At 71.4% G+C, this 24,061-nt stretch carries 24 protein-coding genes and 2 tRNA genes; 9 read left to right on the forward strand and 17 right to left on the reverse strand.

Features of this window, described 5'->3' with window-relative positions:
• The first annotated feature begins 43 nt into the window (after positions 1-43).
• A complete protein-coding gene (locus AB5J51_RS15025) occupies positions 44-367 on the forward strand; it encodes a multidrug efflux SMR transporter (protein ID WP_030291266.1) in 324 nt (107 codons plus the stop codon).
• On the opposite strand, the gene AB5J51_RS15030 is transcribed toward AB5J51_RS15025, so the two are convergent.
• Positions 333-905 carry a TetR/AcrR family transcriptional regulator gene (locus AB5J51_RS15030; protein WP_053784603.1) on the reverse strand — a complete coding sequence of 191 codons (573 nt, stop codon included), beginning with the start codon at positions 903-905 and terminating at the stop codon, positions 333-335. The genes AB5J51_RS15025 and AB5J51_RS15030 overlap by 35 nt on opposite strands.
• 150 nt (positions 906-1,055) lie before the next feature.
• On the opposite strand from AB5J51_RS15030, the gene hisN reads away from it, so the two are divergent.
• Together hisN and AB5J51_RS15040 are read left to right on the forward strand one after the other, a co-directional pair.
• Positions 1,056-1,862: a histidinol-phosphatase gene (gene hisN, locus AB5J51_RS15035; RefSeq protein ID WP_369777882.1), complete on the forward strand. Its 807-nt coding sequence runs from the start codon at positions 1,056-1,058 to the stop codon at positions 1,860-1,862.
• A 191-nt stretch (positions 1,863-2,053) separates the two neighbouring features.
• A complete protein-coding gene (locus tag AB5J51_RS15040) occupies positions 2,054-2,449 on the forward strand; it encodes a cyclic nucleotide-binding/CBS domain-containing protein (protein WP_053784601.1) in 396 nt (131 codons plus the stop codon).
• Between the two features lie 103 nt (positions 2,450-2,552).
• On the opposite strand, the gene AB5J51_RS15045 is transcribed toward AB5J51_RS15040, so the two are convergent.
• Positions 2,553-4,022: a catalase gene (locus AB5J51_RS15045; protein WP_053784600.1), complete on the reverse strand. Its 1,470-nt coding sequence runs from the start codon at positions 4,020-4,022 to the stop codon at positions 2,553-2,555.
• A 131-nt stretch (positions 4,023-4,153) separates the two neighbouring features.
• Between AB5J51_RS15045 and AB5J51_RS15050 the strand changes: the two genes are divergently transcribed.
• The gene (locus tag AB5J51_RS15050; protein ID WP_053784599.1) at positions 4,154-4,570 is read left to right on the forward strand and encodes a Fur family transcriptional regulator; all 417 of its coding nucleotides are present in this window, start codon (positions 4,154-4,156) and stop codon (positions 4,568-4,570) included.
• Between the two features lie 111 nt (positions 4,571-4,681).
• Here AB5J51_RS15050 and AB5J51_RS15055 read toward each other — a convergent pair.
• The 4 genes from AB5J51_RS15055 to AB5J51_RS15070 all read right to left on the reverse strand — a co-directional run bounded on the left by AB5J51_RS15055 (position 4,682) and on the right by AB5J51_RS15070 (position 9,928).
• Positions 4,682-4,755, reverse strand: a tRNA-Met gene (locus tag AB5J51_RS15055).
• Between the two features lie 91 nt (positions 4,756-4,846).
• Positions 4,847-6,703, reverse strand: a complete 1,857-nt coding sequence (locus AB5J51_RS15060; protein WP_063607302.1) for a tetratricopeptide repeat protein — start codon at positions 6,701-6,703, stop codon at positions 4,847-4,849.
• A gap of 229 nt (positions 6,704-6,932) precedes the next feature.
• Positions 6,933-7,006 (reverse strand) — tRNA-Met (locus AB5J51_RS15065).
• 45 nt (positions 7,007-7,051) lie between these two features.
• Positions 7,052-9,928: a UPF0182 family protein gene (locus tag AB5J51_RS15070; protein ID WP_053784598.1), complete on the reverse strand. Its 2,877-nt coding sequence runs from the start codon at positions 9,926-9,928 to the stop codon at positions 7,052-7,054.
• A gap of 143 nt (positions 9,929-10,071) precedes the next feature.
• Between AB5J51_RS15070 and AB5J51_RS15075 the strand changes: the two genes are divergently transcribed.
• Positions 10,072-10,647 carry a PPA1309 family protein gene (locus AB5J51_RS15075; protein WP_199827946.1) on the forward strand — a complete coding sequence of 192 codons (576 nt, stop codon included), beginning with the start codon at positions 10,072-10,074 and terminating at the stop codon, positions 10,645-10,647.
• A 33-nt stretch (positions 10,648-10,680) separates the two neighbouring features.
• On the opposite strand, the gene AB5J51_RS15080 is transcribed toward AB5J51_RS15075, so the two are convergent.
• The 4 genes from AB5J51_RS15080 to AB5J51_RS15095 all read right to left on the reverse strand — a co-directional run bounded on the left by AB5J51_RS15080 (position 10,681) and on the right by AB5J51_RS15095 (position 14,001).
• Positions 10,681-11,772: a PDZ domain-containing protein gene (locus AB5J51_RS15080; RefSeq protein WP_053784596.1), complete on the reverse strand. Its 1,092-nt coding sequence runs from the start codon at positions 11,770-11,772 to the stop codon at positions 10,681-10,683.
• Positions 11,773-11,889: 117 nt separating this feature from the next.
• The gene (locus AB5J51_RS15085) at positions 11,890-12,087 is read right to left on the reverse strand and encodes a hypothetical protein (protein WP_030291247.1); all 198 of its coding nucleotides are present in this window, start codon (positions 12,085-12,087) and stop codon (positions 11,890-11,892) included.
• A 156-nt stretch (positions 12,088-12,243) separates the two neighbouring features.
• A complete protein-coding gene (locus AB5J51_RS15090) occupies positions 12,244-12,705 on the reverse strand; it encodes a molybdenum cofactor biosynthesis protein MoaE (RefSeq protein ID WP_133896934.1) in 462 nt (153 codons plus the stop codon).
• Positions 12,706-12,846: 141 nt separating this feature from the next.
• Complete coding sequence (locus AB5J51_RS15095; protein WP_053784595.1) at positions 12,847-14,001, reverse strand: SDR family oxidoreductase; 1,155 nt, start codon at positions 13,999-14,001, stop codon at positions 12,847-12,849.
• Between the two features lie 191 nt (positions 14,002-14,192).
• Between AB5J51_RS15095 and AB5J51_RS15100 the strand changes: the two genes are divergently transcribed.
• The gene (locus AB5J51_RS15100) at positions 14,193-15,641 is read left to right on the forward strand and encodes a zinc-dependent metalloprotease (protein ID WP_053784594.1); all 1,449 of its coding nucleotides are present in this window, start codon (positions 14,193-14,195) and stop codon (positions 15,639-15,641) included.
• Entirely contained in the window at positions 15,638-16,162 is a 525-nt protein-coding gene (locus AB5J51_RS15105; RefSeq protein WP_053784593.1) for an NUDIX hydrolase, read from the forward strand. Before AB5J51_RS15100 ends, AB5J51_RS15105 begins: the two co-directional genes overlap by 4 nt.
• Before the next feature lie 67 nt (positions 16,163-16,229).
• Here AB5J51_RS15105 and AB5J51_RS15110 read toward each other — a convergent pair whose 3' ends face one another.
• From AB5J51_RS15110 to AB5J51_RS15125, 4 genes are all read right to left on the reverse strand, one after another.
• Positions 16,230-16,985 carry an AIM24 family protein gene (locus AB5J51_RS15110; RefSeq protein ID WP_136224907.1) on the reverse strand — a complete coding sequence of 252 codons (756 nt, stop codon included), beginning with the start codon at positions 16,983-16,985 and terminating at the stop codon, positions 16,230-16,232.
• A 17-nt stretch (positions 16,986-17,002) separates the two neighbouring features.
• Positions 17,003-17,683 (reverse strand): AIM24 family protein, encoded by a 681-nt coding sequence (locus AB5J51_RS15115; protein WP_030291234.1) that lies wholly within the window; start codon positions 17,681-17,683, stop codon positions 17,003-17,005.
• Positions 17,684-17,703: 20 nt separating this feature from the next.
• Positions 17,704-19,419 carry a TerD family protein gene (locus tag AB5J51_RS15120; RefSeq protein ID WP_369777883.1) on the reverse strand — a complete coding sequence of 572 codons (1,716 nt, stop codon included), beginning with the start codon at positions 19,417-19,419 and terminating at the stop codon, positions 17,704-17,706.
• Positions 19,420-19,552: 133 nt separating this feature from the next.
• Complete coding sequence (locus AB5J51_RS15125; RefSeq protein ID WP_369777884.1) at positions 19,553-20,191, reverse strand: M48 family metallopeptidase; 639 nt, start codon at positions 20,189-20,191, stop codon at positions 19,553-19,555.
• A 111-nt stretch (positions 20,192-20,302) separates the two neighbouring features.
• Between AB5J51_RS15125 and AB5J51_RS15130 the strand changes: the two genes are divergently transcribed.
• Positions 20,303-21,409 carry a ThiF family adenylyltransferase gene (locus tag AB5J51_RS15130; RefSeq protein WP_053784589.1) on the forward strand — a complete coding sequence of 369 codons (1,107 nt, stop codon included), beginning with the start codon at positions 20,303-20,305 and terminating at the stop codon, positions 21,407-21,409.
• 191 nt (positions 21,410-21,600) lie between these two features.
• The gene (locus tag AB5J51_RS15135) at positions 21,601-22,932 is read left to right on the forward strand and encodes an AarF/ABC1/UbiB kinase family protein (protein ID WP_053784588.1); all 1,332 of its coding nucleotides are present in this window, start codon (positions 21,601-21,603) and stop codon (positions 22,930-22,932) included.
• A gap of 10 nt (positions 22,933-22,942) precedes the next feature.
• Here the strand turns inward: AB5J51_RS15135 and AB5J51_RS15140 are convergent, their stop codons facing one another.
• From AB5J51_RS15140 to AB5J51_RS15150, 3 genes are all read right to left on the reverse strand, one after another.
• Complete coding sequence (locus tag AB5J51_RS15140) at positions 22,943-23,149, reverse strand: hypothetical protein (protein WP_099889587.1); 207 nt, start codon at positions 23,147-23,149, stop codon at positions 22,943-22,945.
• A gap of 122 nt (positions 23,150-23,271) precedes the next feature.
• Positions 23,272-23,601 (reverse strand): hypothetical protein, encoded by a 330-nt coding sequence (locus AB5J51_RS15145; RefSeq protein ID WP_053784586.1) that lies wholly within the window; start codon positions 23,599-23,601, stop codon positions 23,272-23,274.
• Positions 23,598-23,969, reverse strand: a complete 372-nt coding sequence (locus AB5J51_RS15150; RefSeq protein ID WP_030291222.1) for a WhiB family transcriptional regulator — start codon at positions 23,967-23,969, stop codon at positions 23,598-23,600. The genes AB5J51_RS15145 and AB5J51_RS15150 overlap by 4 nt, the downstream gene beginning before the upstream one ends.
• Positions 23,970-24,061 lie beyond the last annotated feature (92 nt).

The raw sequence follows: 24,061 nt of genomic DNA on the forward strand, positions 1-24,061 counted from the left end.
CACCACGTGACACGACGTCACCTGACGCGGGGAGGCATGCGCCATGGCGTGGCTGCTGGTGGTCGTCGCCGGAATGCTGGAGACCGGTTTCGCGGTCTGCCTCAAGCTGTCCCACGGGTTCACCCGGCTGTGGCCGACCATCGCCTTCGCCGCGTTCGCGCTCGGCAGCTTCGGGCTGCTCACCCTGGCCCTGAAGAAGCTGGACGTGGGCCCGGCCTACGCGGTGTGGACGGGCATCGGGGCCGCCGGGACGGCCATCTACGGCATGGTCTTCCTCGGCGATCTGGTGTCGACGCTCAAACTCGTCTCGATCTCGCTGGTCATCCTGGGCGTCATCGGTCTCCAGCTGTCCGGTTCGGCTCACTGAGCAGGCGCAGCAGCCGCATCAGCTCCCCGAGCCCCGGCTCCTCGCCCGGGGCTATCACGTACGACAGCGCGAGGCGCACGGCGAGCTCGCACCGCTGTGCCCCCTCTCCCGGGGTGAGCGCCGCCGAGGCCCGGTCGCGGACGGCCCGGGCCAGCTCCCCGGGCCCCGGGGCCGGTACGCCCGGCCGCACTCCCTGCCCGGGCGGCACGGGTAAGTTCCCGTCCCAGCACCCCGTCAGCAGGGCCCGTACGAGGGGGCGCGCGCGGGCCGCCCGTACGGTCCACTCCGCGACCGAGGCGAGGCGCTCGGCGGCCCCGGCCGGGGAGCGCAGGACCCGGTCCACCCCTTCGAGGTACCAGTCGGCCTCGCGGCGCACCAGGGCCCGACCCAGGCCCGCCTTGCCGCCGAACTCGTTGTAGAGGGTCTGCCGGGACACCCCGGCGGTGGCCGCGACGTCGACCATCCGCACGGACGGCCAGGGGCGCGCCAAGAGCGCCGCTCCCGCCGCTTCCAGCAAGGACTCCCGGGCTGCCGGCATCCGCGCCTCCCCGCTCGACTTCCCCCGCTCCGATTCCCCGCTCGGCCTCCCCGCCAGAGTTGACGGACCGACAGATCCTGTCAAGGGCGCCTGTGGGTCGCACCGTGGACGCCGTTCGCCCGGTCCGGGGAGTCCCGATACTGTTCGGCCATGCCCGAGTATGACGATGACCTCCGCCTTGCCCTTGAGCTCGCCGACGCGGCGGACGCCGCCACGATGCAGCGTTTCCGCGCCCTCGACCTGAAGGTCGAGACGAAGCCGGACATGACCCCGGTGAGCGAGGCGGACAAGGCCGCCGAGGAGATCGTCCGGGCCGGGATCGAGGCCGCGCGGCCCGCCGACGCCATCCTGGGCGAGGAGTACGGCCTCAAGGGCAGCGGCCCGCGTCGCTGGGTCGTGGACCCGATCGACGGAACGAAGAACTACGTGCGCGGCGTCCCCGTCTGGGCCACGCTGATCTCGCTGATGGCGGAGGGCGCCGACGGGGTCTTCCGGCCGGTGGTCGGGGTCGTCTCGGCGCCTGCGCTGGGCCGCCGCTGGTGGGCCGCGCAGGGCGGGGGCGCGTACGCCGGCGGTGCGCTGGGCGGCACGCCCGTACCGCTCGGGGTCTCGAAGGTGGGCACCCTGGGCGACGCCTCCTTCGCCTACTCCTCACTCAGCGGCTGGGAGGAGCAGGGCCGCCTCCCGGGGTTCCTGGACCTGACCCGGCAGTGCTGGCGCACCCGCGGCTACGGCGACTTCTGGCCGTACATGATGGTCGCGGAGGGCTCGCTCGACCTGTGCGCCGAGCCGGAGCTGAACCTGTGGGACATGGCCGCCATCGCGGTCGTGGTCCAGGAGGCGGGCGGCCGGTTCACCGACCTGGACGGCGCGGAGGGCGTGCACGGCGGGAACGCGGCGGCCTCGAACGGGCTGTTGCACGAGGAGATGCTGGGATATCTGCGCCCGCGCGCCTGAGCCGTCCGGGCCCTGCACCCGGACAACCGGGTGCGCCCTCTTGATGACCCTCCGTGTCCATGGGAATCTGAGACTCCATCCGCTTGTGCGCTTGTGAAGGACTTCTCTAAGTTCCGTGCCCGTTCGGTGCGGACCTTCACCGGCTGCACCCACCCAAGCGGAGGGAATCTCCCCAGGAGGTGGCTCTCTTCATGCTCGTCCGTGACGCCATGAGCACCGTGATCCTCACCCTCGGACCCGCCCACACCCTCCGGCAGGCGGCCTGCCTGATGTCCGGCCGACGGGTCGGCGCAGCCGTCGTCCTCGATCCCGACCACAGTGGGATCGGCATCCTGACCGAGCGCGACATCCTCAACTCCATCGGCGCGGGACACGATCCCGACCGGGAGTCCGTGGGCGCGCACACCACCAACAACGTGGTGTTCTGCACCCCGCAGGCCACCGTCCAGGAGGCCGCCGAGGCGATGGTCCACGGCGGCTTCCGCCATCTGATCGTGCTGGAGCACGGCGGGCCCGTCGGCATCGTGTCCGTACGCGATGTCATCCGCTGCTGGGTGCCGGCGCGGCGCAGCACCGTACCGGCGTAGCACCGCACCGGGGCAGCACCGGCCCGGCACCGCACGGACCGGCGCAAGCCGGAGGGCCGGGCCCCGTCGGGGTCCGGCCCTTCAGCTCTCGGCGAGCGGGGAATCAGCCGCGGAGGGCCTGGACCGCGGCCTCCAGCCGCTTGCCGAAGTCACCGTCCGCCTGGCGGAAGTTGTCGATCGCGCGCTCGGCGATGTCGTCACGGGAGACCTTGGCGATGAAGCCGGACAGGTTCTCGATCAGACGGGACTTCTCGTCCTCGGACATCAGGCGGTAGAGGTTGCCCGCCTGGACGAAGTCGCTGTCCTCGGAGTGCACCGGGGCGGCGTGGTTGCCCGTGCCGCCGGTGACCGCGGTGGACTGCCACAGCGGGCGGTCCGTCTGGAAGGGGCCGCCGAAGCTGTTCGGCTCGTAGTTCTTCGCACCCTTGTGGCGGCCGTCGTACAGGAAGCCGTCACGGGAGTTGGTGCGCGCCTCGGTGGCGTGCGGGCGGTTCACCGGCAGGTGGTCGGCGTTGATGCCGACGCGGTAGCGGTGGGCGTCGCCGTACGCGAAGAGGCGGCCCTGGAGCATCTTGTCCGGGGACGGGCCGATGCCGGGGACGAAGTGCGCCGGGCTGAAGATGCTCTGCTCGACCTCGGCGAAGACGTTCTCCGGGTTGCGGTTGAGCTCCAGCTTGCCGATCTCGATCGGCGGGTAGTCCTCGTGCGGCCACACCTTGGTGAGGTCGAACGGGTTGAAGCGGTACCCCGCCGCGTCCGCCGCCGGCATGATCTGGACCTGCACGGTCCAGGTCGGGAACTCGCCGCGCTCGATGGACTCGCGCAGGTCGCGCTGGTGCGAGTCGGGGTCCTCGCCGGCGAGGGCGTTGGCCTCGGCCTGCGTGAGGTTCTTGATCCCCTGGTCGGTCTTGAAGTGGTACTTGACCCAGAAGACCTCGCCGGCCTCGTTGTTCCACTGGAACGTGTGCGAGCCGTAGCCGTTCATGTGCCGGTAGGACGCCGGTATGCCGCGGTCGCCGAACAGCCAGGTCACCTGGTGGGTGGACTCGGGCGACAGACCCCAGAAGTCCCAGACGTTGTCCGCCTCCTGCGAGCCCGTGTACGGGTCGCGCTTCTGGGTGTGGATGAAGTCGGGGAACTTGATGGCGTCCTTGATGAAGAACACCGGCGTGTTGTTGCCGACGAGGTCGTAGTTGCCCTCTTCGGTGTAGAACTTCAGCGCCCAGCCGCGGGGGTCGCGCACGGCGTCGGCCGCACCGAGGTTGCCCGCGACGGTGGAGAAGCGCAGGAAGGTCTCGGTCTGCTTGCCGACCTCGGACAGGAACTTCGCCCGGGTCCACTGCGACACGTCACGGGTGAGCGTGAAGGTGCCGTACGCGCCGGCGCCGCGGGCGTGCACGACGCGCTCCGGGATGCGCTCGCGGTTGAAGTGGGCCAGCTTCTCGAGGAGCAGCTGGTCCTGGACCAGAACGGGACCTCCGACGCCGGCCGTCTCGCTGTTCTGGTTGTCGGCGACCGGAGCCCCGGCCTCCGTGGTGAGCGGTCCCTGCGTCACGTGCGCCTCCTGCGTCATTCCCTGCGTGTCCTGTCCTCGGCCTTTGCCGTACTCGATCCTACGATGGACTTTGTCTAAGTCAAGTAAGGATCCAACTCCACACAGGTTCGGGAGTTACACCCAATCCCCTCGCTGTTAGGCTGGTGTCCATGAGTGACCTGCTGGAACGACTTCGCGGACGCGGATGGCGCATGACCGCACAGCGGCGCGTCGTGGCCGAGGTGCTCGACGGTGACCACGTTCACCTGACGGCCGACGAGGTGCACGCCCGGGCGGTGGACAAGCTGCCGGAGATCTCGCGCGCCACCGTCTACAACACGCTGGGCGAGCTCGTGTCCCTCGGCGAGGTCCTGGAGGTCTCCACGGACCGCCGGGCCAAGCGGTACGACCCGAACGCCCACCAGCCCCACCAGCACCTGGTCTGCGCCCAGTGCGGCGCGATCCGCGACGTGCACCCGTCGGGCAACCCGCTGGCCGACCTCCCGGACGCGGAGCGCTTCGGCTTCGTGGTGTCGGCGGTCGAGGTGACGTACCGGGGCCTGTGCCCGTCCTGCGCGGGGGCGTGACGAACGCGGACGGGCCCGGGAGCGACGCTCCCGGGCCCGTCTTTTTGTCATGAAACGTGTCGCGAAACGACTGAAGGCCCGGATCCAAGGATCCGGGCCTTCGGCCTTCAGTAGCGGGGACAGGATTTGAACCTGCGACCTCTGGGTTATGAGCCCAGCGAGCTACCGAGCTGCTCCACCCCGCGTCGGTAAACACGACTTTACGCGAGGCCCCCCGACAGATGCAAATCGCTTAACCATCCAGCCCCGCCGGCGCCCCGGGCACGGGGGCCAGGGTCAGGCGGAGAGCTCCTCGGCCAGCGCCTCGCGGAGCCTGGCCGCCCGCTCGGACACCTCCGCCGGCCCCAGCTCCATGGCCCGGACGCACCACTTCTGCCCCTCCGCCAGGTCCCCGTGCCGCGCAGCGAGGAGCCCCAGCCGCAACGCCGCCCGGCCGTGCCCGGCCACCGCGGCCCGGGTCCACCACAGCGCTGCCTCCGGCTCGTTCCCCTCGCGGGCGAGCAGCAGCCCGAGGTTGAACGCCCCGTTGCGGGAGCCCGCCTCCGCCGCCTCCCGGTACCACCGCGCCGCGACCGCCAGATCGCCCCGCGCAGCGGCCAGCATCCCGACCCGGACCTGCGCACGCCGGTGCCCCAGCTCGGCGGCCCGCTCGTACCACTCCTCGCTCTCGGTGCGCTCGGCGCCGCCGACCGGCTCGCCCAGCGCCACCGGCTCCGGCGGCGGAGCCAGCGATTCCAGCAGCGCGGCCAGCCGGAACGCCGCCTCCGCGCTGCCGCCGCCCGCGGCGCACCGCAGGTGCCGCTCCGCCGCCCGGTCCTCGCCGTCGCGGACCAGCGCGATGCCGACCTGGAGCGCCGCGTCCGTGTGGCCCGCCGACGCGGCCCGCTCGTACCACTTCAGCGCCGTCCGGTCGTCGTCCCGGCTCGCGAACAGGATCCCGAGGTTGAACGCGGCGTCGACGCTGCCCGCCTCTGCCGCCTTCGAGAACCACGGCTCGGCCCCCGCCGCGTCGCCGACCTGCAACAGCATGATCGCGAGGGCGTTGGCGGCCTCCCGGTGGCCGGCGTAGGCCGCCCGCCGGTACCACTGCTCGGCCTGTGCGGTCCGCTCCTGTGCGGCGCACAGCAAAGCAAGGTTGTACGCCCCGTTCTGGTCGCCCGCGTCCATGGCGGTCCGGTACCACTTCTCCGCGGTCTGGGTCTCGCCCCGCGCGGCGTGCAACGCGCCCAGCGCATTGGCGGCGTTCCCGTCGCCGTCCTGTGCGGCGCGGTTCCACCACGCGACGGCGCTCTCCTCGTCGCCGGCGTCGCGCAGCAGGAAGCCGAGCGCGCACGCGGCCCGTGCCTCGCCCTGCTTGGCCGAGGTCAGGTACCAGCGCCCGGCCTCCTTGAGCTCCCCGCGCGCCTCCAGCAGGGCGCCCAGGTGCAGCGCGGCCCGCCGGTGCCCGCGCGCGGCGGCCTGCCGGTACCACTGCTCGGCCTCGGCGGGGTCGCCCTTGCGCAGGTGCCGGGCCAGCCGGTACGCGGCCTCGCGGTGCCCCTGCTCGGCCGCCTGGCGCAGCCAGCGCTCGACGCCCTTGTCACCGCGGTGCTCGAGCAGGTCGGCGAGCCCGTACGCACCCAGGGCATGGCCGGATTCGGCCGCCTGGCGCAGCCAGTATTCGGCGGCGGGCTCGTCCCCGCGCTCGCGGAAGTGGCGGCCCAGGGCGTGTGCGGCCGGCGCGGATCCGGCGACGGCGGCGACCCGCCACCAGCCGGCGGCCTCCTCGGGGTAGCCCCGCTGGAGCAGCAGCACTCCCAGGTTGTTGGCGGCGGCGCGGTCCCCTTCCGCGGTGGCGCCGCGCAGGTACGGCTCGGCGCCGGTCAGGTCGCCGCGGCGCAGCAGGAGCGCCCCGAGCACGCTCATCGCGCCCGGGTCACCCCGGTCGGCCGCGACCCGGTGCCGTGCTTCCAGCTCGGCGTCGCTCGCCGGATCGGTCTCGGCGAACATTTCTTCCGCGAAATCCGCATCGGTCAGTGCGGTCTGCGCGTTAACGACCGGAGCCTCCTCGTTGGCCTCTGCGCCCGATTCGACTTCCGCCCTCACAAACCGCCCTGTCTCCAGCAGAGTTGACCTGTCCCCCATAAATCCCATCGTCGCATCACCTGCTACCCGCGTACACCTGGTATGTCGCAGCCTGTGAGGTCACTACAGCGTTTTGTCGACATGCCCACAGAGAGATAAGTCAAACACGCTCCCGCCCCAACTCACCCGTCCCAGCTACCTCGTGACTCCCGCGTGTCCCCCTGGACATGACGAAGGACGTGTCGAACCTGGACATGACGAAGGCCCGGATCCCATGGATCCGGGCCTTCATCTTCAGTAGCGGGGACAGGATTTGAACCTGCGACCTCTGGGTTATGAGCCCAGCGAGCTACCGAGCTGCTCCACCCCGCGTCGGTGAAACCACAGTATCACGACGCGGGACTGAGCCATTACCCGTCAACCCCCGGGCTTCGGGGCCGTCAGCTTCGCCTCCGCGTCGATGGCCCGCTGCAGCGCCGCCTTGATGTCGTCCTGGGCCTTGCCGAAGGCCGCCCAGTCGCCTGCCTGACGGGCCTTCTCGGCCGCCTCGATCGCCTTCTTCGCGTCGTCGAGGGCTGCCTTGACCGTCGGGTCCGTGGCGGCCGGGGGCGTGGTGGTGCCTTCGCCCGGCGGGGTCTCGGGAGTGGTGGGAACCGTCGGCGCCTCGGCTCCGAAGACCACGTTCAGCGCCTTCTCCAGGGAGTCCTCGAACGCGGTCTGGCCGCCGTACGTCACCAGCACCTTGCGCAGCAGCGGGTACTTCAGCCCCGAACTGCGCACGTACACCGGCTCCACGTACAGCATCCCGCCGTCCAGTGGCACGGCGAGCAGGTTGCCGTACTCGACCTCGGAGTCGCCGCCGCGCAGCAGCCGGATCGACTCGGCGATCTTCGGTTCGGACTGGAACTTGCTCTGCACCTGCTTGGGGCCGTCGACCGGCTTGCTGGTCGGCAGCTTCAGGATCCTGATCTTGCCGTAGTCCGGGGTGCCCGGATCGGCGTTGACCGCCATGAAGGCGCTCAGGTTGTCCCGCTCGTTCGGCGTGAACGTCGTCGTGAGCGAGAAGACCTGGTCCTTCTCCTTCTGGTCCGGCATCTTCATCGACAGGTAGTACGGCGGGACCGCCGTGCCGGCCTTGGTCGTCGGGTCGTCCGGGACGGCCCAGGCCTCACTGCCGCTGAGGAAGGTCTGCGGGTCCGTGACGTGGTACCGGGTGAGCAGCTCGCGCTGGACCTTGAACAGGTCCTGCGGGTAGCGCAGGTGGTCCATGAGGGGCTTGGAGATGTCGCTCTTGGGCTTGACCGTCCCCGGGAACGCCTTCATCCAGGTCTTCAGGACCGGGTCCTCGGTGTCCCACTGGTACAGGCTCACCGTGCCGTCGTACGCGTCGACGGTGGCCTTGACCGAGTTGCGGATGTAGTTGACCTGGTTCTCCTGCGCCACCACCGCGCGCTGGCTGTTGGTGAGCGAGTCCGCGGTGCTCTGGCCCAGCGTGGTGCGCGAGGCGTACGGGTAACCGTTCGTCGTCGTGTAGGCGTCGACGATCCACTTGATCCGGCCGTCGATGACCGCCGGATACGGGGCGCCGTCGATGGTCAGCCACGGGGCGACGGCCTCGACGCGCTCCTTGGGCGTGCGGTGGTAGAGGATCCGCGAGCCGTCGCCGATGGCGCCCGAGTAGAGGATCTGCGGCTCGCTGAACGCGAGCGCGTACGCCGCCCTGTTGACCGGGTTGTCGAGGTTGACGCCGGAGTCGCCCTTGTAGCTCGTCTCCTTCTCACCCTTGTCGTCCGAGTAGTCGAGCTCCTTCTGCGGTCCGCCGACGATCGAGTACTGCTTCGTCTGCTCGCCGTAGTAGATGCGCTGCTCGAAGTCCGTGCCGAACATCCCCTTGGAGGGCAGGTCGGACTGCGTGAAGTCGGGGGCGCCGTCCTTGACGGTGGTGCCCTTGGCCGCGACCACGCCGTAGCCGTGCGTGTACTTGAAGTGGTCGTTGATCCAGTTGTTCTTCGGGATGCCGCCGATGTTCAGCTCACGCAGCCCGATGACCGTGTCCTGGCCGCTGTACCGGTCCACGGCGAGCGTGGACGGGAAGGCGTAGTAGCCCTTGACCTGCTGGAGCTGCTGGAACGCCGGCGAGACGATGTTCGGGTCGAGGAGCCGGACGCTGGCGGTGGTGTTGGCCGCCTGCCGCAGCTTGGTCTTGTCCTCGGTCTGCGGGACGCCCGGGTAGTCCTTCACGTCGGACTGGTCGATCCCGTACGCGTCGCGCGTCGCCTTGATGTTCTTCTCGACGTACGGCGATTCCTTGGCCTGCTCGTTCGGCTGGACCTGGAACTTCTGCACGATCGCCGGGTAGAGCCCGCCGATCAGGATCGCCGAGAGCACCATCAGGCCGAAGCCGATGACGGGCAGCTGCCAGGTGCGGCGCCACAGCGTCGCGAAGAAGAGCACGGCGCAGATGGCGGCGATGGCGACGAGGATCGTCTTCGCCGGCAGGTACGCGTTCGCGTCGACGTAGCGCAGGCCGGTCCAGTTGTCCGCGGCCTTGAAGTCGCTGGACTTCACGGCGAGGCCGTAGCGGTCGAGCCAGTACGCGACCGCCTTCAGCGTCACGAACAGGCCGAGCAGCACCGACAGGTGCCCGGTCGCCGCGGCGGTGGCCCGGGCGCCCGGGCTGGTCACGCGCAGCCCGCCGTACAGGTAGTGGACGACGACCGCGGCGATCACCGACAGCACGACCGCGGCGAAGCCGAAGCCGAGCAGGAAGCGGTACCAGGGCAGGTCGAAGGTGTAGAACGACACGTCCAGGTGGAACTGGGGGTCCTTCTGCCCGAAGGGCACCCCGTTCACGTACATCAGCCAGGTCTTCCACTGGCCCGCCGCCGAGGCGCCCGCGATCATGCCCACGAGCGCCGCGATCCCGAGGAGCAGCCACTTCTTGTACGGGGCGACGCTCATCCGGTAGCGGTCGAGGCTCTGCTGCTCCATCGACATCGCGGACAGCGGCGGCCGCAGCCGGTACGCCAGCCAGATGTTCAGCCCGACGGCACCGGCCATCAGCAGGCCGAAGACGGCGAAGAGGCCGATCTTGGTCCACAGGGTGGTGGTGAAGACGGTGGAATACTTCACGGAGCGGAACCAGAGCCAGTCCGTCCAGAAGCCCGCGAACATGATGAACGCCATGCCGAGGACGGCCAGTACGCCCAAGGTCATCAGAAGAGTTCGGGCACGCCGGGAGGGGCGGCCGACTCTCATCCGTGGCCCGGAGGGGCCTCCGCCGCGGTCCGGCATCTGGAAAGCCAAGGTGCGCACCTCGAAAGTCGCTGAGTCTCGTTGCTGGACATTTCTCAAGCTGGGCCCCCGATGGTAGGGCCCACTCATGCAACTTACTGAGGCTTTAGTCAGTTCCCGGTATCGGGTGGAAAGGAGGCAGGATGTTGTCCATGTCCAACCTTTCGCCTTCCCCGGGCGGCACGCCGATGGCGGCCACCCCCCTGACGCGTGCCGTCCTCGAGATCGACGAGTACGCCTCCACCCTCGGCTGGGACAAGCCCGCCCGGCTGTTCGCGCTCGTCGACACCGCCAAGCTCCGCAAGTCGGAGCCCCGGCTCGCGAGCCAGCTCGGCCTCGACCAGGACGACGCGGGCAAGAGCCAGCTGACCCCGATCGAGCAGGACGAGGTGCCGAAGGGCACGCCGCTGGACAAGTTCCTGGGAACCATCGCCTGGCCCCCGTCGATCGTGGGCTGCGCGCTGACGGTGGAGCGGCTGATGCTGCCGCCGTCCGCGGAGGCCTCCGTTCCGGAGGGGCTGAGCGACAAGCAGCTGGCGAAGTGGGTCGCCGCGCACCCGGACCGGCAGGAGGTGCGGCTCACCGTGGGCGTGCTGCGCGACGGGTCGCGGGAGTCGGCCGTGCGCCTGCGCGAGAAGGACTCGTCGACCGAGGTGCTGACCGGCGCGAGCCTGGTCCCGGGCCTGGCCGACGCGCTGGCCGCGACCTTCCTCGACTGAGCGGGACCGGCCGCCCCGTTTCCGGCGGACCGGTCAGGGCTTGCCGCACTGCGGCAGCCCGGCCGTGTCCCCCTTGCTGATCTTCTCCAGCGCCTTCGTGGCGTCGTCGATGGTGGAGACCTTCACGAGGGTCAGGCCGTCGGGGACGTGCTGGGCGGCGGAGGAGCAGTTCTCGGCGGGCGTCAGGAAGTACTCGGCGCCGGCCTGGCGGGCACCGATCGTCTTCATCTGGATGCCGCCGATGGGACCGACCTTGCCCGCGTCGTCGATGGTGCCGGTGCCCGCGACGAACTTGCCCCCGGTCAGATCGCCCGGGGTGAGCTTGTCGACGATGCCGAGGGCGAACATCAGGCCCGCGCTCGGTCCGCCGACGTCGGCGAGCTTGATGTCGATCGCGAACGGGAAGGTGTGGTCGGTGCCCGCCCGGATGCCGACGATGGCGTGCCCGTCGCCCTCCGCCTTGGCGGTGGTGATCGCGACCTTGGTCGACCCGGTGGGCTCGCGGTGCGCCTTCTCGGCCTCGGCCGCCTCGGCCGTGGGCACGATGGTGAACTCGACCGGCTCGCCGGCCTTGTGCTTGGTGACGAGCTTGGCCACGTCCTCGGGGGCGCCCACCGGGCTGCCGTCGACCGCCCGGATCACGTCACCGGCGTGCAGCTTGCCCTCGGCGGGGCTGCCCTTGACGACGGTGGAGACCACGACGCGGGAGGTGACCCCCGGAGTGCCCAGCTGCTTGAGGGCCGCCACCTTGGCGCTCTCCTGCGACTGGCTGAACTCCTCCGCGTTCTCCTGGGTGGACTGCTCCTCCGTCTTCCCGTCCGGGTAGAGGTTCTCGTGCGGGACGACGATGTTGTCGTCGGACAGCCAGCCGTAGACCGCTTCGAGCAGGTTCATGTCGTAGTCGGCGCCCGTGACGCGGACCGTCGTCATGTTGAGGTGCCCGCTGGTCGGGTACGTCTTGTGGTCCGCGATGCTGATGACGGGCTCGCCGCGCGAGTCCCCGAGCGTGTTCACCGTCGGGCCCGGGCTCATTTCCGAGTACGGGACCTTGATGAACACCCCTGCGCAGAGCAGCGCGAACAGCATGAGGGTGGAGGCGAGCATCGTCGCAGTGCGGCGTGGCATGGATCGACAGTACGGGACGGCCCTGACGGGCGGCCGCCGGGGCCGGTCCGTACGGCGCCCGTACGCGGAAACTCTCAGCGGATTCTCAGGGAACCCGGGGGCCTCGCCCGGGACGCGTCACACCGCGTCGGAACCGGAATGGGCCGCTGCCTTCGCCCTGGCCGGATCGGCCTTGTCCATCGCTTCACGGAACCTCGCGTAACCCGCGAGTTCGGATATGTCACCTTGAGTGCGGTCGCGTGCCGCCCAGCTGCCCCATATCGCCGCTCCGATGGCGGCGAACAGCGGAATCAGCAACCACGCCAATGACGCCATGGACGTGCCTCCCTGCCCCGAAAGTGCGTGTCGTTGGTGGCTTCAACGCTCGTGCCCGGGAGGGGGTTACGCAAATCGAGGGCGTGTTGCGCGGCCGAACGGGTGGGACAGTACCGGTACGCGGAAGCCACCCCGCGCCCGGGGGCCCCTACCTGATCAGCAGGCGCCGACCCATTCCTCCGTACCGTCCGAGAAGGTCTGGTGCTTCCAGATCGGGACCTCGTGCTTCAGGTCGTCGATCAGCATCCGGCAGGCCTCGAAGGCCTCGCCGCGGTGCGGGCAGGACACGGCCACGATCACCGCGAGATCGCCGACGGACAGGTCGCCGATGCGGTGGACGGCGGCCAGGGCGCGGACCGGGTACTTGGCCACCACGCGCTCGGCGATGCGCCGCATCTCGGCCTCGGCCGTCGGGTGGCAGGAGTAGCCGAGCGCGTCGACGTCCGCCCCGCCGTCGTGGTTGCGCACCGTGCCGACGAAGAGCGTCGTGCCGCCCGTCGCGTCGTCGCCGACGGCCGTGAATACCTCGTCGAGCGAGAGCGGGGTCTCGCGGATCTCGAGCAGCCGGATCGGGTCCGGAGCGGCCTGCTCGCCGGGGTGGTCGAAGTGCGGTGCCATGAAGCCATCGTGCACCACGGCTCTCACTCTCGGAATAGCCGATTCGACCGGCTGTACGACCTGCAGATATGGAGCCTCCTACAGAACCCCCGCCCGATCCGGGGCCGGGGCCCGGCCGGGATCGGGCGGGGCGGGGGGGGGTCACAGGCCTCGGCGGCGGCGGGCGGCCCGGACCACGGCGGCGGCGCCCAGCAGGGCCACCGTCGCACCCGCGGCACCCGCTGCGGTGGCGTCCTTGCGGCCCAGGCGGCGGCCCGCGACGGTGTGCCGGCCCGCGACCTCCTGGAGGAGCTCGGCCAGCACCTCCTCGTTGGTCCAGCGCGGCCGCCAGCCCGCCGCGTGCAGCCCGCTGACGCTGACCACCCACGGGTGCATCGTGTACGCGAGGTCGCCGGCCGGGGACGGCGTCAGGCCGATCCGGTGCAGCCGGGCCGCCGCGCCCAGCGCGACCGCCGACGGGAGCTCCATGCGGCGGATGCCGCTCAGCTCCTCGACCTCCTCCTGCTCCAGCCAGCCCTCGCAGCCCACCGCGAGCTCGCCCTCGACCTTCTCCAGGGCGGCGTACTCCAGCGCGCTGACCAGGTCCTCGACGTGGCAGAACTGCCAGGTCGGCCTCGATCCGGCCACCACCAGGAGGCGCGGGGACTCGAAATAGCGGGTCAGGGCGGTGTCCGTACCGCCGACCAGGACCGCGGGGCGGACCACCGTGACGTTCAGGCCGGGGTGCGCCCGGGGCGCCCGGCGGCCCAGCCGCTCGATCTCCAGCAGGTCGCCCACGCCGGTCGCCTCGGCCGTGGCCCGCAGCTCGGAGTCCTCCGACAGCGGGATGTCGTTGTCCGGCAGGGCCCCGTAGACCATCGCCGAGGTGCACAGCACGACCCGGTGCACCCCCGCCGCCGCGGCGGCCGTCAGGACGGTCTGGGTCCCGCGCACGTTGTACGCCGTACGGGCCGCCGGGTCCGTCTCGAGGTCGAGGTCCAGCGCCAGGTGGACGACCACGTCGGCGCCGCGCAGCTTCTCGGCGATCGCGGGGTCCCGTACGTCCAGGACGTGCCACTGCGCGGCCGCGCACTCGCCGCGCCGCTCGTCGATCGCCACGACCTGCTTGACCTCGTCGGAGGCGGCCAGGCGCGCCACCAGGGCCGCCCCGACCCCGGCGGCGGCGCCGGTCACGGCGATCACCGGACCTCGCGCTGCCCGGTTTCGCGGCCGGCGAACGCCGTCGGCGCTTTCACCGTGCTCAGGGCGGTTTTCGGCGTCGTGCGGCGCGCGAACCTGCGGATCTGGGGAACTCACCAGGCGTCTCCAGCGGTTGTCTTCAGTAGGGACGCGCCGTGACGCGTACCTACCAGGTGATGTCCATCCTGCCGCAGCCCAGGAGTCGGCGGAGCACCGAGCCCGGAAGCGGGCGGGGTGTCTACGCTGGGTGGTGTTGTCGGACCATTTCCCGTCGGCCCTGCCGGCGGCCCTACGAGCCGAGGAAACCCGTGAGCGACACCCCATTCGGATTCGGCCTTCCGCCGGAGGAGCCGGAGAGCGGCGACGAGGGCAAGAAGAAGGGCAATCAGGGCGGTCAGGGCGGCCCGAATCCGTTCGGGTTCCCGGGCATGGGCCTGCCGGGCGGCGCCGGCGGCCCCGGCGGCGCGGACAATCCGTTCGCGGCGATGTTCGGTTCGATGAACCCGAACGACCTGGGCGCGGCCTTCCAGCAGCTCGGCCAGATGCTCAGCTACGAGGGCGGTCCCGTGAACTGGGACATGGCCAAGGACATCGCCCGCCAGACCGTCGCCCAGGGCACGGCGGACGGGGTGAAGGACACCAGCGTCGGCGTTGCCGAGAAGTCCGCCGTCGAGGAGGCCGTGCGCCTCGCCGACCACTGGCTGGACGGGGTGACCTCGCTGCCCTCGGGCGCCACCACGGCCGTCGCGTGGAGCCGCGCCGAGTGGGTCGAGGCGACCCTCCCGGTGTGGAAGGAGCTCGTCGACCCGGTCGCCGAGCGCGTCGGCGCGGCCATGGGCAGCGTCCTGCCCGAGGAGATGCAGGCCATGGCGGGCCCGCTGCTCGGCATGATGCGTTCGATGGGCGGGGCCATGTTCGGCCAGCAGATCGGCCAGGCCGTGGGCGTGCTCGCGGGCGAGGTCGTCGGCTCGACCGACATCGGCCTGCCGCTGGGGCCGGCCGGCAAGGCCGCCCTGCTGCCGCTGAACATCGAGAGCTTCGGCAAGGACCTGGGCGTCCCCGCCGAGGAGGTGCGGCTGTACCTGGCGCTGCGGGAGGCGGCCCACGCCCGGCTCTTCGCGCACGTGCCGTGGCTGCGCTCGCACCTGCTCGGCGCGGTCGAGGGGTACGCGCGGGGCATCAAGGTCGACACCTCGAAGCTGGAGGACGTGGTCGGCCAGCTCGACCCGTCGAACCCGGAGCAGCTGCAGGAAGCCCTGCAGGGCGGCATGTTCCAGCCGCAGGACACCCCGGAGCAGAAGGCCGCGCTGGCCCGCCTGGAGACGGCGCTCGCGCTGGTCGAGGGCTGGGTGGACGCGGTCGTGCACGAGGCGGCCAAGCCCCGGCTGACCTCGGCGGACGCCATGCGCGAGACCATGCGCCGGCGGCGCGCCTCGGGCGGCCCCGCGGAGCAGACCTTCGCGACGCTGATCGGGCTGGAGCTGCGCCCGCGCCGGCTGCGGGACGCCTCGCGGCTGTGGGCCTCGCTGACCGACGCGCGCGGCGTGGACGGCCGCGACGGGCTGTGGGAGCACCCGGACATGCTGCCGACGGCCTCCGACCTGGACGACCCGGACGGGTTCGTGCACCGCGAGCAGCTGGACTTCTCCGAGATCGACAAGATGCTCGGCGAAGCGGCGCAGAAGCGCGATCAGGCCGACGACCAGGGCAAGCAGGGCGACGGCGACTCCGACGGCGAGGGTGAAGCGAAGAAGTGAGCCTGTACGACGACGCGGTACTGGTCCTCAAGGACTACGAGCGCCAGCCCGAACTGCGGGACCTCTACCTGGAGCACCTGGCCGCTCACCCCGACGGGGTCTACAAGCCCTGCCAGGCCGGGCACATCACCGGCAGCGCGCTGGTCATCGACCCGGCGGGCGGGCGCGTCCTGCTGACCCTGCACAAGAAGCTCGGCATCTGGCTCCAGATGGGCGGCCACTGCGAGCCCGGGGACACCACCCTCGCCGGGGCCGCGCTGCGCGAGGCCGTCGAGGAGTCGGGCATCGCGTCCGGGCTGACCCTGCTGCCGGGCGGCCCCGTGCGGCTGGACCGGCACCCCATCCCGGCGCCGTGCAACTGGCACCTGGACGTGCAGTACGCGGCGCTGGCGCCGGCCGGCGCGGTGGCGGAGATCAGCGAGGAGTCGCTGGACGTGCGCTGGTTCCCGTACGAGGAGGTGGCGGCGGTGGCCGACACCTCGGTCGTCCGGCTGGTGGAAGCGACCCGAGCGCGGCTCTGACGCCCTCGGAACAGCCCGGAAGGGGCGGCCCCGCATCCGCGGAGCCGCCCCTTCCGTGTGTGGCCGCTCAGTTCCAGGCGTTGTTCTGGTTCTGGGCGTGGGCGCCGTGCTGGCCCATGCCGTACTGCGCGGCGATGCCCTGTCCGAGCTGGGCGTTCTGCGGCGGCAGCACCTCGCTCGGCTGCACCAGCGCGAAGCCGGTGCCGAGGAAGCTGAGCTCCCAGCCCTCGCCGGTGTTGCCGCGCCGCCGCCAGACGCCGGTGGAGTGCGTCTGGGCCTGCATCTGCACGCGCAGCGAGGTGGACCAGGCGACGATCGCGTCCGCGTCGGCGTTGACGTACTTGTCGGGCGTGACCTGCATCATCAGCGGCTGCCCGGAGGTCATCAGCGCGACCTTGCCGCGGCCGGAGATGTTGAGCTGGTACTTGCCGGAGCCGGAGATCCCGTACTGGCTGTCCACCGCGATCGCCTCGGTGTGCAGGGTGGAGTCCAGGGCCAGCACGTAGCTGCTGTCGACGGTGAGGCCGTCCTGGTCCACGTCCACGACGTGGACGTACTGGGCGAGGTTGGCCAGGTAGACCGTGCCCTGCCCGGAGCAGCGCATCAGGTCGAGGCCCTCCCCGGTGCGGGCGCGGGCGGTGCGCTGGGTGGTGCTCTGGTACTCGCCGTCGAAGTCGATGATCCCCTGGTAGGCGACCATCGCGCCCTTGCGGGCGAGTACGTCGTCGGAGCCGGTCAGGGTGACCCGCAGCAGCTGCGGGTTCTGGACGGCGTACCGCTCCTGGGACTGCGCCTCGGCGTGGGCGAAAAGTGCGCTCTGCATGATGTGTCCGCTCCCCCTCAGCCCCGGGTCCGGAGCCGGTCGGTGCTGTCCTCGCTGGGCTGTACGACGACGATGCCCTGGCCGGAAAAGGCCATCTGGTAGGCCTCCCCGCTGCCCCGGCCGATCATCGACGAGGCCTTGAAGCTGCGCTTGCCCTTCACCTTGAGGTTCGGGGACCAGGCGACGAGCGCATCGGGGTCGACGTACGTCTCGTCCTCGCCGCGGCCGCAGTCGACGACGATCGGGGTGCCGCGGGAGGTGATCGCGACCCAGCCGGTGCCGGCGACCTGCACGTTGAACAGGCCCTGGCCGGCGAACTTGGCCATGCCCTTGACCCGTTCGACGCCCCACTGGAGGTGGGCGTCGAAGGCGAGCAGGTTGGTGCCGTTGACCGACAGCGCGTCGTTGTTGAGGTTGATCACGACGACGTCGGCGCCGTAGTCGGCGAGGTAGAGCAGGCCGTCGCCGGTGCACTTCATCAGCGGGGCGCCCTCGCCCGTGAGCCACTGCGAGGCCATCTGGCGCAGGGCCGGCGGATTCGGCTCGTACTGGACGAAGCCCTCGTACGCGACCATCGATCCGGTGCGCGCGAAGAGGTCCTGGCCGCTCTGCATGGCGACCTTGAGCATGGCCCGGCCGTGGTTCTCCATGCGGGCCGTGACGGGGGTGGGGGCGTAGCCCGCGAGCTGCTGGTTCATTGCGTTCATGACGGGCTCCCTCAGACCTCGTACGGCTGGACGACGATGAAGTTGCCGGGAGCGCCGCGGAACTGGAGGTTCACGGTCTCCCCGCTGTGGCCGGGGTAGGCGTTGCGCCGCAGCCGGACCTGGCTGGAGACGATCACCTGGGAGGCCGCGGACCACGCGACGATGGCGTTGCTGTCGGCGAAGGTGGTCGGGGTGACGGGCAGCACGACCGGGGTGCCGTGCGTCTTGACGATCACCGTGCCGGAGCCCTGGAACAGCATGGTGAACAGGGCTCCGCCGGGGATGCCGTGGCCCTCGATGCGGCGGACCTCGTGCTGGAGCGACTCGTCGAAGGCGAGGACGCTCTCGGCGGAGACGCAGATCCCGTCGCCCTGGAGCTCGATGGCGTGGAGGTGTGCACCGTTCTCGGCGAGGAAGACCTGGCCGCGGCCGCTGCAGCGCATCAGCTGCATCTCCTGGCCGGTGGCGTTGCCGACGATGCGGCCGGCGAAGCCCGCGCCCTTGTAACTGAAGTCGACCTTGCCCTGGTAGAGGACCATGCTGCCCTGGCGGGCGAGGACGGGCTGGCCGCCCATCGCCAGGTCGACCCGCATGAGCTGCTGGTTCTGCGCGGTCCAGCGGGTGCCGGTGGGGACTTCCTTGTACGGCTGGAGGGCGGCGGCGAGACCGGCGCCGGCGGCCTGCGGGGCGCCCTGGCCGTAGCCGGGCTGCTGGCCGGGCATCTGCCCGGGCGCCTGGCCGTACGGGGGCGGCTGCTGGCCGGGGACCTGGCCGTAGCCGGGGGGCTGCTGCCCGTACGGCGCGGGGGCCGGGGCCGGCGGCGGGGCCTGGCCCTGGCCGGGCATCTGGCCGTACGAGGGCTGCGGCTGCTGCCCGTACGACGGCGGGGCGGGCGGCTGCGGGGCGTGGGGCGGCTGGCCGTACGGCGCGGGGGCCGGCGGGGTGGTGATCGGGCCGACCATGGTCGGGGCCGTGTGCACCGGGGCGGGCGCGGCCGGCTGCTGGTACTGCGGGGCGGGGGCCGGGGCCGGCTGCGGGACGTGCGGGGGCTGAGGTGCCTGGGGTGCCTGGGGTGCCTGCGGGGCTTGGACCGGGGCTCCGAAGGACGGCGCCGGGGCGGCTGCCTGCGGCGGCGGGGCGAAGCCCGGCGCGGCGCCGGCCTGGGCCTGCGGCTGCTGCTGGACCTGCGCCTCGTCCTCCTCGGCGACCTCGCCGCCGAAGTTCTTGAGCAGGGCGGCGAGTCCGCCGTCGAAGCCCTGGCCGACGGCGGCGAAGCGCCACACGTCCTTGAGGTAGAAGTCGCCGAGCATCACCGCGCGCTCGGTGCTGAACTCCGCGCCCGTGAAGGAATACCGGACGACTTCCTCGCCGCCGGCCACGATCCGGATGTAACCCGGGCCGATCTGCGACATCTGTCCGGCGCCGTCGATCGTGGCGGTGAAGGACAGCTTGTGGATGCTCGCCGGAACGCGGTCCAGCGTCACCCGGAAGGACTCGGTGTCGCCGGCCTGCGTGCCGAGCTGCTGAATGGACTCCTCAGGCGACTTCGGCTGATTGTAGAAGACGAAGTAGCGGTCGTCCGACAACTGCTCGTTGGCGTCGAGTCCGAAGCAGCTGATGTCGAAGGCGAGTCCGGGGCCGGCGATCTGGACACCCACGTACAGATCGGTGCCTGCCGTCAGATCGCTGATCTTGGCCTTGTGACCGCGTTGGAATTCCCTGGCCATACGTAACGACCGTCCCCCATCCCGACAGTGAAATGCGTGCCGCTCAGGCTAGCCGCATCTGCCGACATCCGGCCAAGCCGGTACCGAGCCGGTACATATCGATACGTCCGCGCCCGGCGGTGCGCGGGCGGGGTCATTCCTCGCGGGCCGCCGGGACCTTGGGGAGGCGCTCGGCGGCGACCACTCCCTCGAGGTAGCCGCGGGCCCGCTCGGTGCGGGGGTAGGCCTCGAGCAGTTCCCAGAAGCGGGGGCCGTGGCCGGGCACGAGGAGGTGGGCGAGTTCGTGGAGCAGCACGTAGTCGACGACGTACTCCGGCATCCCCTGGAGGCGGTGCGACAGCCGGATGCTGCCTTCGGCCGGGGTGCAGGAGCCCCAGCGGGTGTTCTGGTTGGTGACCCAGCGCACGGAGCGGGGGCGGGCACGGGCGCTGAAGTACTGCTCGGACAAACGCTCGGCGCGCTCGGTGAGTTCCGCGTCCCCGAGGGTGCGCTTGCTCTCCTGCGCGGCCAGCTTGTCGAGCATGACCCCCACCCATCGCTGTTCCTCGGCCTCGGACATCCGGGCAGGGATGAGGACGACCGTACGGTCACCCTCGCGATAGGCGGATACGGTCCTGCGGCGGCGCGCGCTCCGGCGGACTTCGACGGCGCGCTGCTGTGGGTCGGCGGACACGCCCAAGACCGTACCCGCTCGCCGTGGCGGAAGTCGCCCTGCTCCACGGTTCGAACATGATCGATTCGGAGCCGGTACAGAAACACCCTTTTTCTTCATCTCATATGCCTAATAACCCTTGCCTGTGGACAAATGCGCGCACGGAATGCGGCGGGCGGGCACTCTGCGGGGGAAGGGAAAGAGGCGGAGTTCGTACGAGGGGGGAAAGTCATGTATCCGAAGGTGAAGCCGGCGCTGGCGAGGGCCTGGCGGGATCTGCAGACGGTGCAGTTCGGGGTGACGCCCGCGCATGCGGTGGTGCTCGGCCCGGTGGACACGGCGACGGGATCGCTCCTCGACCGGATCGACGGGACGCGGGGCATGGAACTGCTGCGCGCGGAAGCGGCGGCCGTGGGGCTGGCCGAGGGTCAGGTGGACGCGCTGGTGCGGAGGCTGGCGGCGGCCGGGCTGCTGGACGATGCCACCGCGGGCGGGCCGCGGGCCCAGGCGGTGCGCAAGCGGCCGGAGACCCTGGAGCGGCTCGGGCCCGATCTGGGCTCGCTCTCGCTGGTCCACCGCGACCCGGGAGGGGACTTGCGCGCAGTCGCCGCGCGCCGGGCCATACGGGTCCAGGTGCGCGGGAGCGGCCGCGTGGGCGGGGTGATCGCCGGGGTCCTGGCAGGAGCCGGCGTGGGCCGCGTCGAGGTCCTCGACGGCGGCCGCGTGGAGCCGGCGGATGTGGCTCCGGGCGGACTGGGGCCCGGCAGCATCGGCCGATTGCGGGCCGAGGCCGCGGCCGGGGTGGTCCGCGCATCGGCCCCGGGGCGCGCGCCGCGGACCGCGGAGCACGAGGGGCCCGAGCCGGGGGTGTCCCTGGTGGTGGTCGCACCCCGGGACGGCCTGCAGGCGTGGGCCCCGGATCCGGGCCTCGCGGCCGACTGGATCGCCACCGGCACGCCGCACCTGTATGCCGGGGTACTGGAGGGCACCGGGCTGGTGGGGCCGCTGGTGCTGCCGGGCGCCACGGCGTGCGCGGGCTGCATGGAACGCGACCGGGTCGAGGCGGACCCGGCATGGCCCCGGATGCTGGTCCAATGGCGCTCGGCCCACCGCCGCCGCTCCACCGCGGCCTGCGACCTGGGCCTGGCCACGATGGTGGCCGGCCTCGCCGCCGCGCACGCCCTGTCCTTCCTCGACGGCGAACTCCCCGCCTCCACGGCCGCCCGCTGGGAGGCCGCCCTCCCGGCCCTCCACTGGGACCGGACCCCAGTACACCCCCACGCCGCCTGCCCGTGCGCGGCCGCCCGGGTCCCGGCGGAGCAGGCGGCGGGGTCGTGAAGGCTCGGTCCGCCGTCCGGTCATGCCGTCCCATCGGGGTGTATGCCGTCCGGCGGTGGCTGGATCGGTGTCGGGTCCGGAGCAGGTGCCTCGGGCGGGGTGGGGTGGGGGCGCCATGACAGGATGCGGGTGGCCGAGGGGTCATCTGAACCGCCGCTTGCGGCACAGCAGTCTGGGAACTGGAGGGGCATATGTCTGATCTTCCCCGGAAGGCGGTCACCCGTACCGTCAAGCTGGCCGCGCTGCCGCTCGGCTTCGCGGGCCGGGTCACCTGGGGGCTGGGGAAGCGGATCGGGGGCAAGTCCGCGGAGATCGTGGCGCGCGAGCTCCAGCAGCGGACCGCCGAGCAGCTGTTCCGCACGCTCGGGGAGTTGAAGGGCGGCGCCATGAAGTTCGGGCAGGCGCTCTCGGTCTTCGAGTCGGCCCTGCCCGAGGAGGTCGCCGGGCCGTACCGGGCTGCGCTGACCAAGCTCCAGGAGGCGGCCCCGCCGCTGCCGGCCGAGACGGTGCACCAGGTGCTGGCGGAGCGGCTGGGCGCCGACTGGCGGGACCTGTTCGAGGAGTTCGAGGACAAGCCGGCCGCGGCCGCCTCGATCGGGCAGGTGCACCGGGCGGTGTGGCACGACGGCCGGCAGGTGGCGGTGAAGGTCCAGTACCCGGGGGCCGGCGAGGCTCTGCTGTCGGACCTGAGGCAACTGGGGCGGTTCGCCGGGCTGCTGGGGCCGCTGATTCCCGGCATGGACGTCAAGCCGCTGATCAAGGAGTTGCGGGACCGGGTCGCGGAGGAGCTGGACTACGAGCTCGAGGCCGAGGCCCAGCGGATCCACGCGGACGCGTTCGAGGGCGACGAGGACGTCGTCGTACCGGACGTCGTGCACCAGGGCGACCAGGTGCTGGTGACCGAGTGGATGGAGGGGACCCCGCTGTCTGAGGTGATAGCGGACGGCACCGAGGAGGAGCGCGACGGCGCCGGTCAGCTGCTGGCCAGGTTCCTCTTCTCGGGGCCTGCCCGCACCGGGCTGCTGCACGCCGACCCGCACCCGGGCAACTTCCGTCTGCTGACGGGGGCGGACGGCCGGATGCGCCTCGGGGTGCTGGACTTCGGCACCGTCGACCGCCTGCCCGGCGGCTGGCCCAAGCCCATCGGCACGTCGCTGCGGATGACGCTCGAGGGCGATGCCGAGGGGATATACGGGCACCTGTGCGCCGAGGGGTTCGTGAAGGAGTCCATCGAACTGGACCCGGAGGCGGTGCTGGACTACCTGTTGCCCATCATCGAGCCCGCCCAGGCCGAGGAGTTCACCTTCACGCGGCCGTGGCTGCGCGGTCAGGCGGCCCGGATCGCCGATCCCCGTTCCCCCGCACACCAGTTGGGCCGGCAGATCAATCTGCCGCCCTCGTACCTGCTGATCCACCGTGTGACGCTGAGCACCATCGGCGTGCTCTGCCAGCTGGGCGCGACGGTACGGCTGCGCAGCGAACTGGAGTCCTGGCTCCCGGGGTTCCTGCCCGAGGAGGCCTGAGCGCCCGAGGTCACCACCAGGACGAATCGAGGCGGCCCTCGATCGCCCTGAGGTTGGCGCGCGCGCAGTCGACGCAGAAGTACTGTCTGGTCCCGTTCTCCACCGAGCAGGTCCAGGTGGGCGGGGCGCCGTCGGGTGCCTTCTTGCCGCAGCGCGCGCAGACGACGGGCTGGGCCTCGGGTCCCGACGGGGCGGGGTGGGGATTCGGCTGGTCCACCTCCAGACGATATCTCCGCAAGGGGTGGAGAACCGTCCGCAACGCACCGGGGGGACCGGTCCGTTCGGACCGGTCCCCCCGTACGCTGCTGCGCCGCTGGTCAGCGGCAGTTCAGCGGCTGATCAGTGCATGACCGCCATGGCGAGTGCACGCCGGGCGCGCAGCGAGACGCGCTCGGCTCGCCGCTGCATGCGGCGGGCGGCGACCAGGCGCAGGGCCTGGCGCTCGGCGTCGACCTCACGCATGCGGTCGTCCATATGGGCACGAGCCAGGGCTTCTGGGATGAGTTGCATTTCACGGGTCCTGTTCTGACGCGAGGTGATCGCGCCGGCGGTGATGAAGTCTGCGGTGGCGGAGCCGTACGGCTGCTCGCTCGTCGTGTGGGCGGTCATGGAGGCCTGCTTCAAGGGGTCGTGCGTCACGGGGCGGTCGATGGTTCCGATGGCGGTCATGCCGCAACAACCGGGTTCTTGCGCGGACGGCCACGGGGGCGCTTCCGGGCTACGACGACACCCTGGACGAACAGCTCGCCACCCCAGACACCCCAGGGCTCGCGGCGCTCGACCGCACCGGCGAGGCAGGCCTCGACCAGCGGGCAGGTGGCGCACAGGGACTTGGCGTACTCGACGTCCGCCGGGGACTCGGCGAAGAAGACCTCGGGGTCGTAGGTACGGCAGGCGACGGGTACGCCGAGGTTCTCGATGGCGTCGTCGAGCGCGGTGAGCGCGGTGAGGGGAGTCAAGGTGGAGTCCTCCGGGACTGCGGGCGGGGAGATCGTCTGGGTCTGCGGTACGGACGGGGCGTGCGCTTCGAGTTGCACGGTGTTTTCTTCCTCGTCTTGTTGGCTAGTCGTTCCGGCCGGGTTCGGCCGGGGGCGGCTGGGCTACGTCTCACACCGACTGGTCTTGCCAG

The sequence above is a fragment of the Streptomyces sp. R33 genome (assembly GCF_041200175.1).
GTDB classification, from domain to species: Bacteria; Actinomycetota; Actinomycetes; order Streptomycetales; family Streptomycetaceae; genus Streptomyces; species Streptomyces katrae_B.

What these genes read in the sequence shown, in the direction of transcription:
- AB5J51_RS15070 (WP_053784598.1), bottom strand. Translation starts at nt 9,928, where the DNA reads ATGCCGGACCGCGGCGGAGGCCCCTCCGGGCCACGGATGAGAGTCGGC.
- AB5J51_RS15045 (WP_053784600.1), bottom strand. Translation starts at nt 4,022, where the DNA reads ATGACGCAGGAGGCGCACGTGACGCAGGGACCGCTCACCACGGAGGCC.
- AB5J51_RS15040 (WP_053784601.1), top strand. Translation starts at nt 2,054, where the DNA reads ATGCTCGTCCGTGACGCCATGAGCACCGTGATCCTCACCCTCGGACCC.
- AB5J51_RS15090 (WP_133896934.1), bottom strand. Translation starts at nt 12,705, where the DNA reads ATGGCACCGCACTTCGACCACCCCGGCGAGCAGGCCGCTCCGGACCCG.
- AB5J51_RS15110 (WP_136224907.1), bottom strand. Translation starts at nt 16,985, where the DNA reads ATGCAGAGCGCACTTTTCGCCCACGCCGAGGCGCAGTCCCAGGAGCGG.
- AB5J51_RS15085 (WP_030291247.1), bottom strand. Translation starts at nt 12,087, where the DNA reads ATGGCGTCATTGGCGTGGTTGCTGATTCCGCTGTTCGCCGCCATCGGA.
- AB5J51_RS15135 (WP_053784588.1), top strand. Translation starts at nt 21,601, where the DNA reads ATGTCTGATCTTCCCCGGAAGGCGGTCACCCGTACCGTCAAGCTGGCC.
- AB5J51_RS15050 (WP_053784599.1), top strand. Translation starts at nt 4,154, where the DNA reads ATGAGTGACCTGCTGGAACGACTTCGCGGACGCGGATGGCGCATGACC.
- AB5J51_RS15145 (WP_053784586.1), bottom strand. Translation starts at nt 23,601, where the DNA reads ATGACCGCCATCGGAACCATCGACCGCCCCGTGACGCACGACCCCTTG.
- hisN (WP_369777882.1), top strand. Translation starts at nt 1,056, where the DNA reads ATGCCCGAGTATGACGATGACCTCCGCCTTGCCCTTGAGCTCGCCGAC.
- AB5J51_RS15025 (WP_030291266.1), top strand. Translation starts at nt 44, where the DNA reads ATGGCGTGGCTGCTGGTGGTCGTCGCCGGAATGCTGGAGACCGGTTTC.
- AB5J51_RS15125 (WP_369777884.1), bottom strand. Translation starts at nt 20,191, where the DNA reads ATGAAGAAAAAGGGTGTTTCTGTACCGGCTCCGAATCGATCATGTTCG.
- AB5J51_RS15130 (WP_053784589.1), top strand. Translation starts at nt 20,303, where the DNA reads ATGTATCCGAAGGTGAAGCCGGCGCTGGCGAGGGCCTGGCGGGATCTG.
- AB5J51_RS15080 (WP_053784596.1), bottom strand. Translation starts at nt 11,772, where the DNA reads ATGCCACGCCGCACTGCGACGATGCTCGCCTCCACCCTCATGCTGTTC.
- AB5J51_RS15060 (WP_063607302.1), bottom strand. Translation starts at nt 6,703, where the DNA reads ATGGGATTTATGGGGGACAGGTCAACTCTGCTGGAGACAGGGCGGTTT.
- AB5J51_RS15075 (WP_199827946.1), top strand. Translation starts at nt 10,072, where the DNA reads ATGTTGTCCATGTCCAACCTTTCGCCTTCCCCGGGCGGCACGCCGATG.
- AB5J51_RS15120 (WP_369777883.1), bottom strand. Translation starts at nt 19,419, where the DNA reads ATGGCCAGGGAATTCCAACGCGGTCACAAGGCCAAGATCAGCGATCTG.
- AB5J51_RS15030 (WP_053784603.1), bottom strand. Translation starts at nt 905, where the DNA reads ATGCCGGCAGCCCGGGAGTCCTTGCTGGAAGCGGCGGGAGCGGCGCTC.
- AB5J51_RS15115 (WP_030291234.1), bottom strand. Translation starts at nt 17,683, where the DNA reads ATGAACCAGCAGCTCGCGGGCTACGCCCCCACCCCCGTCACGGCCCGC.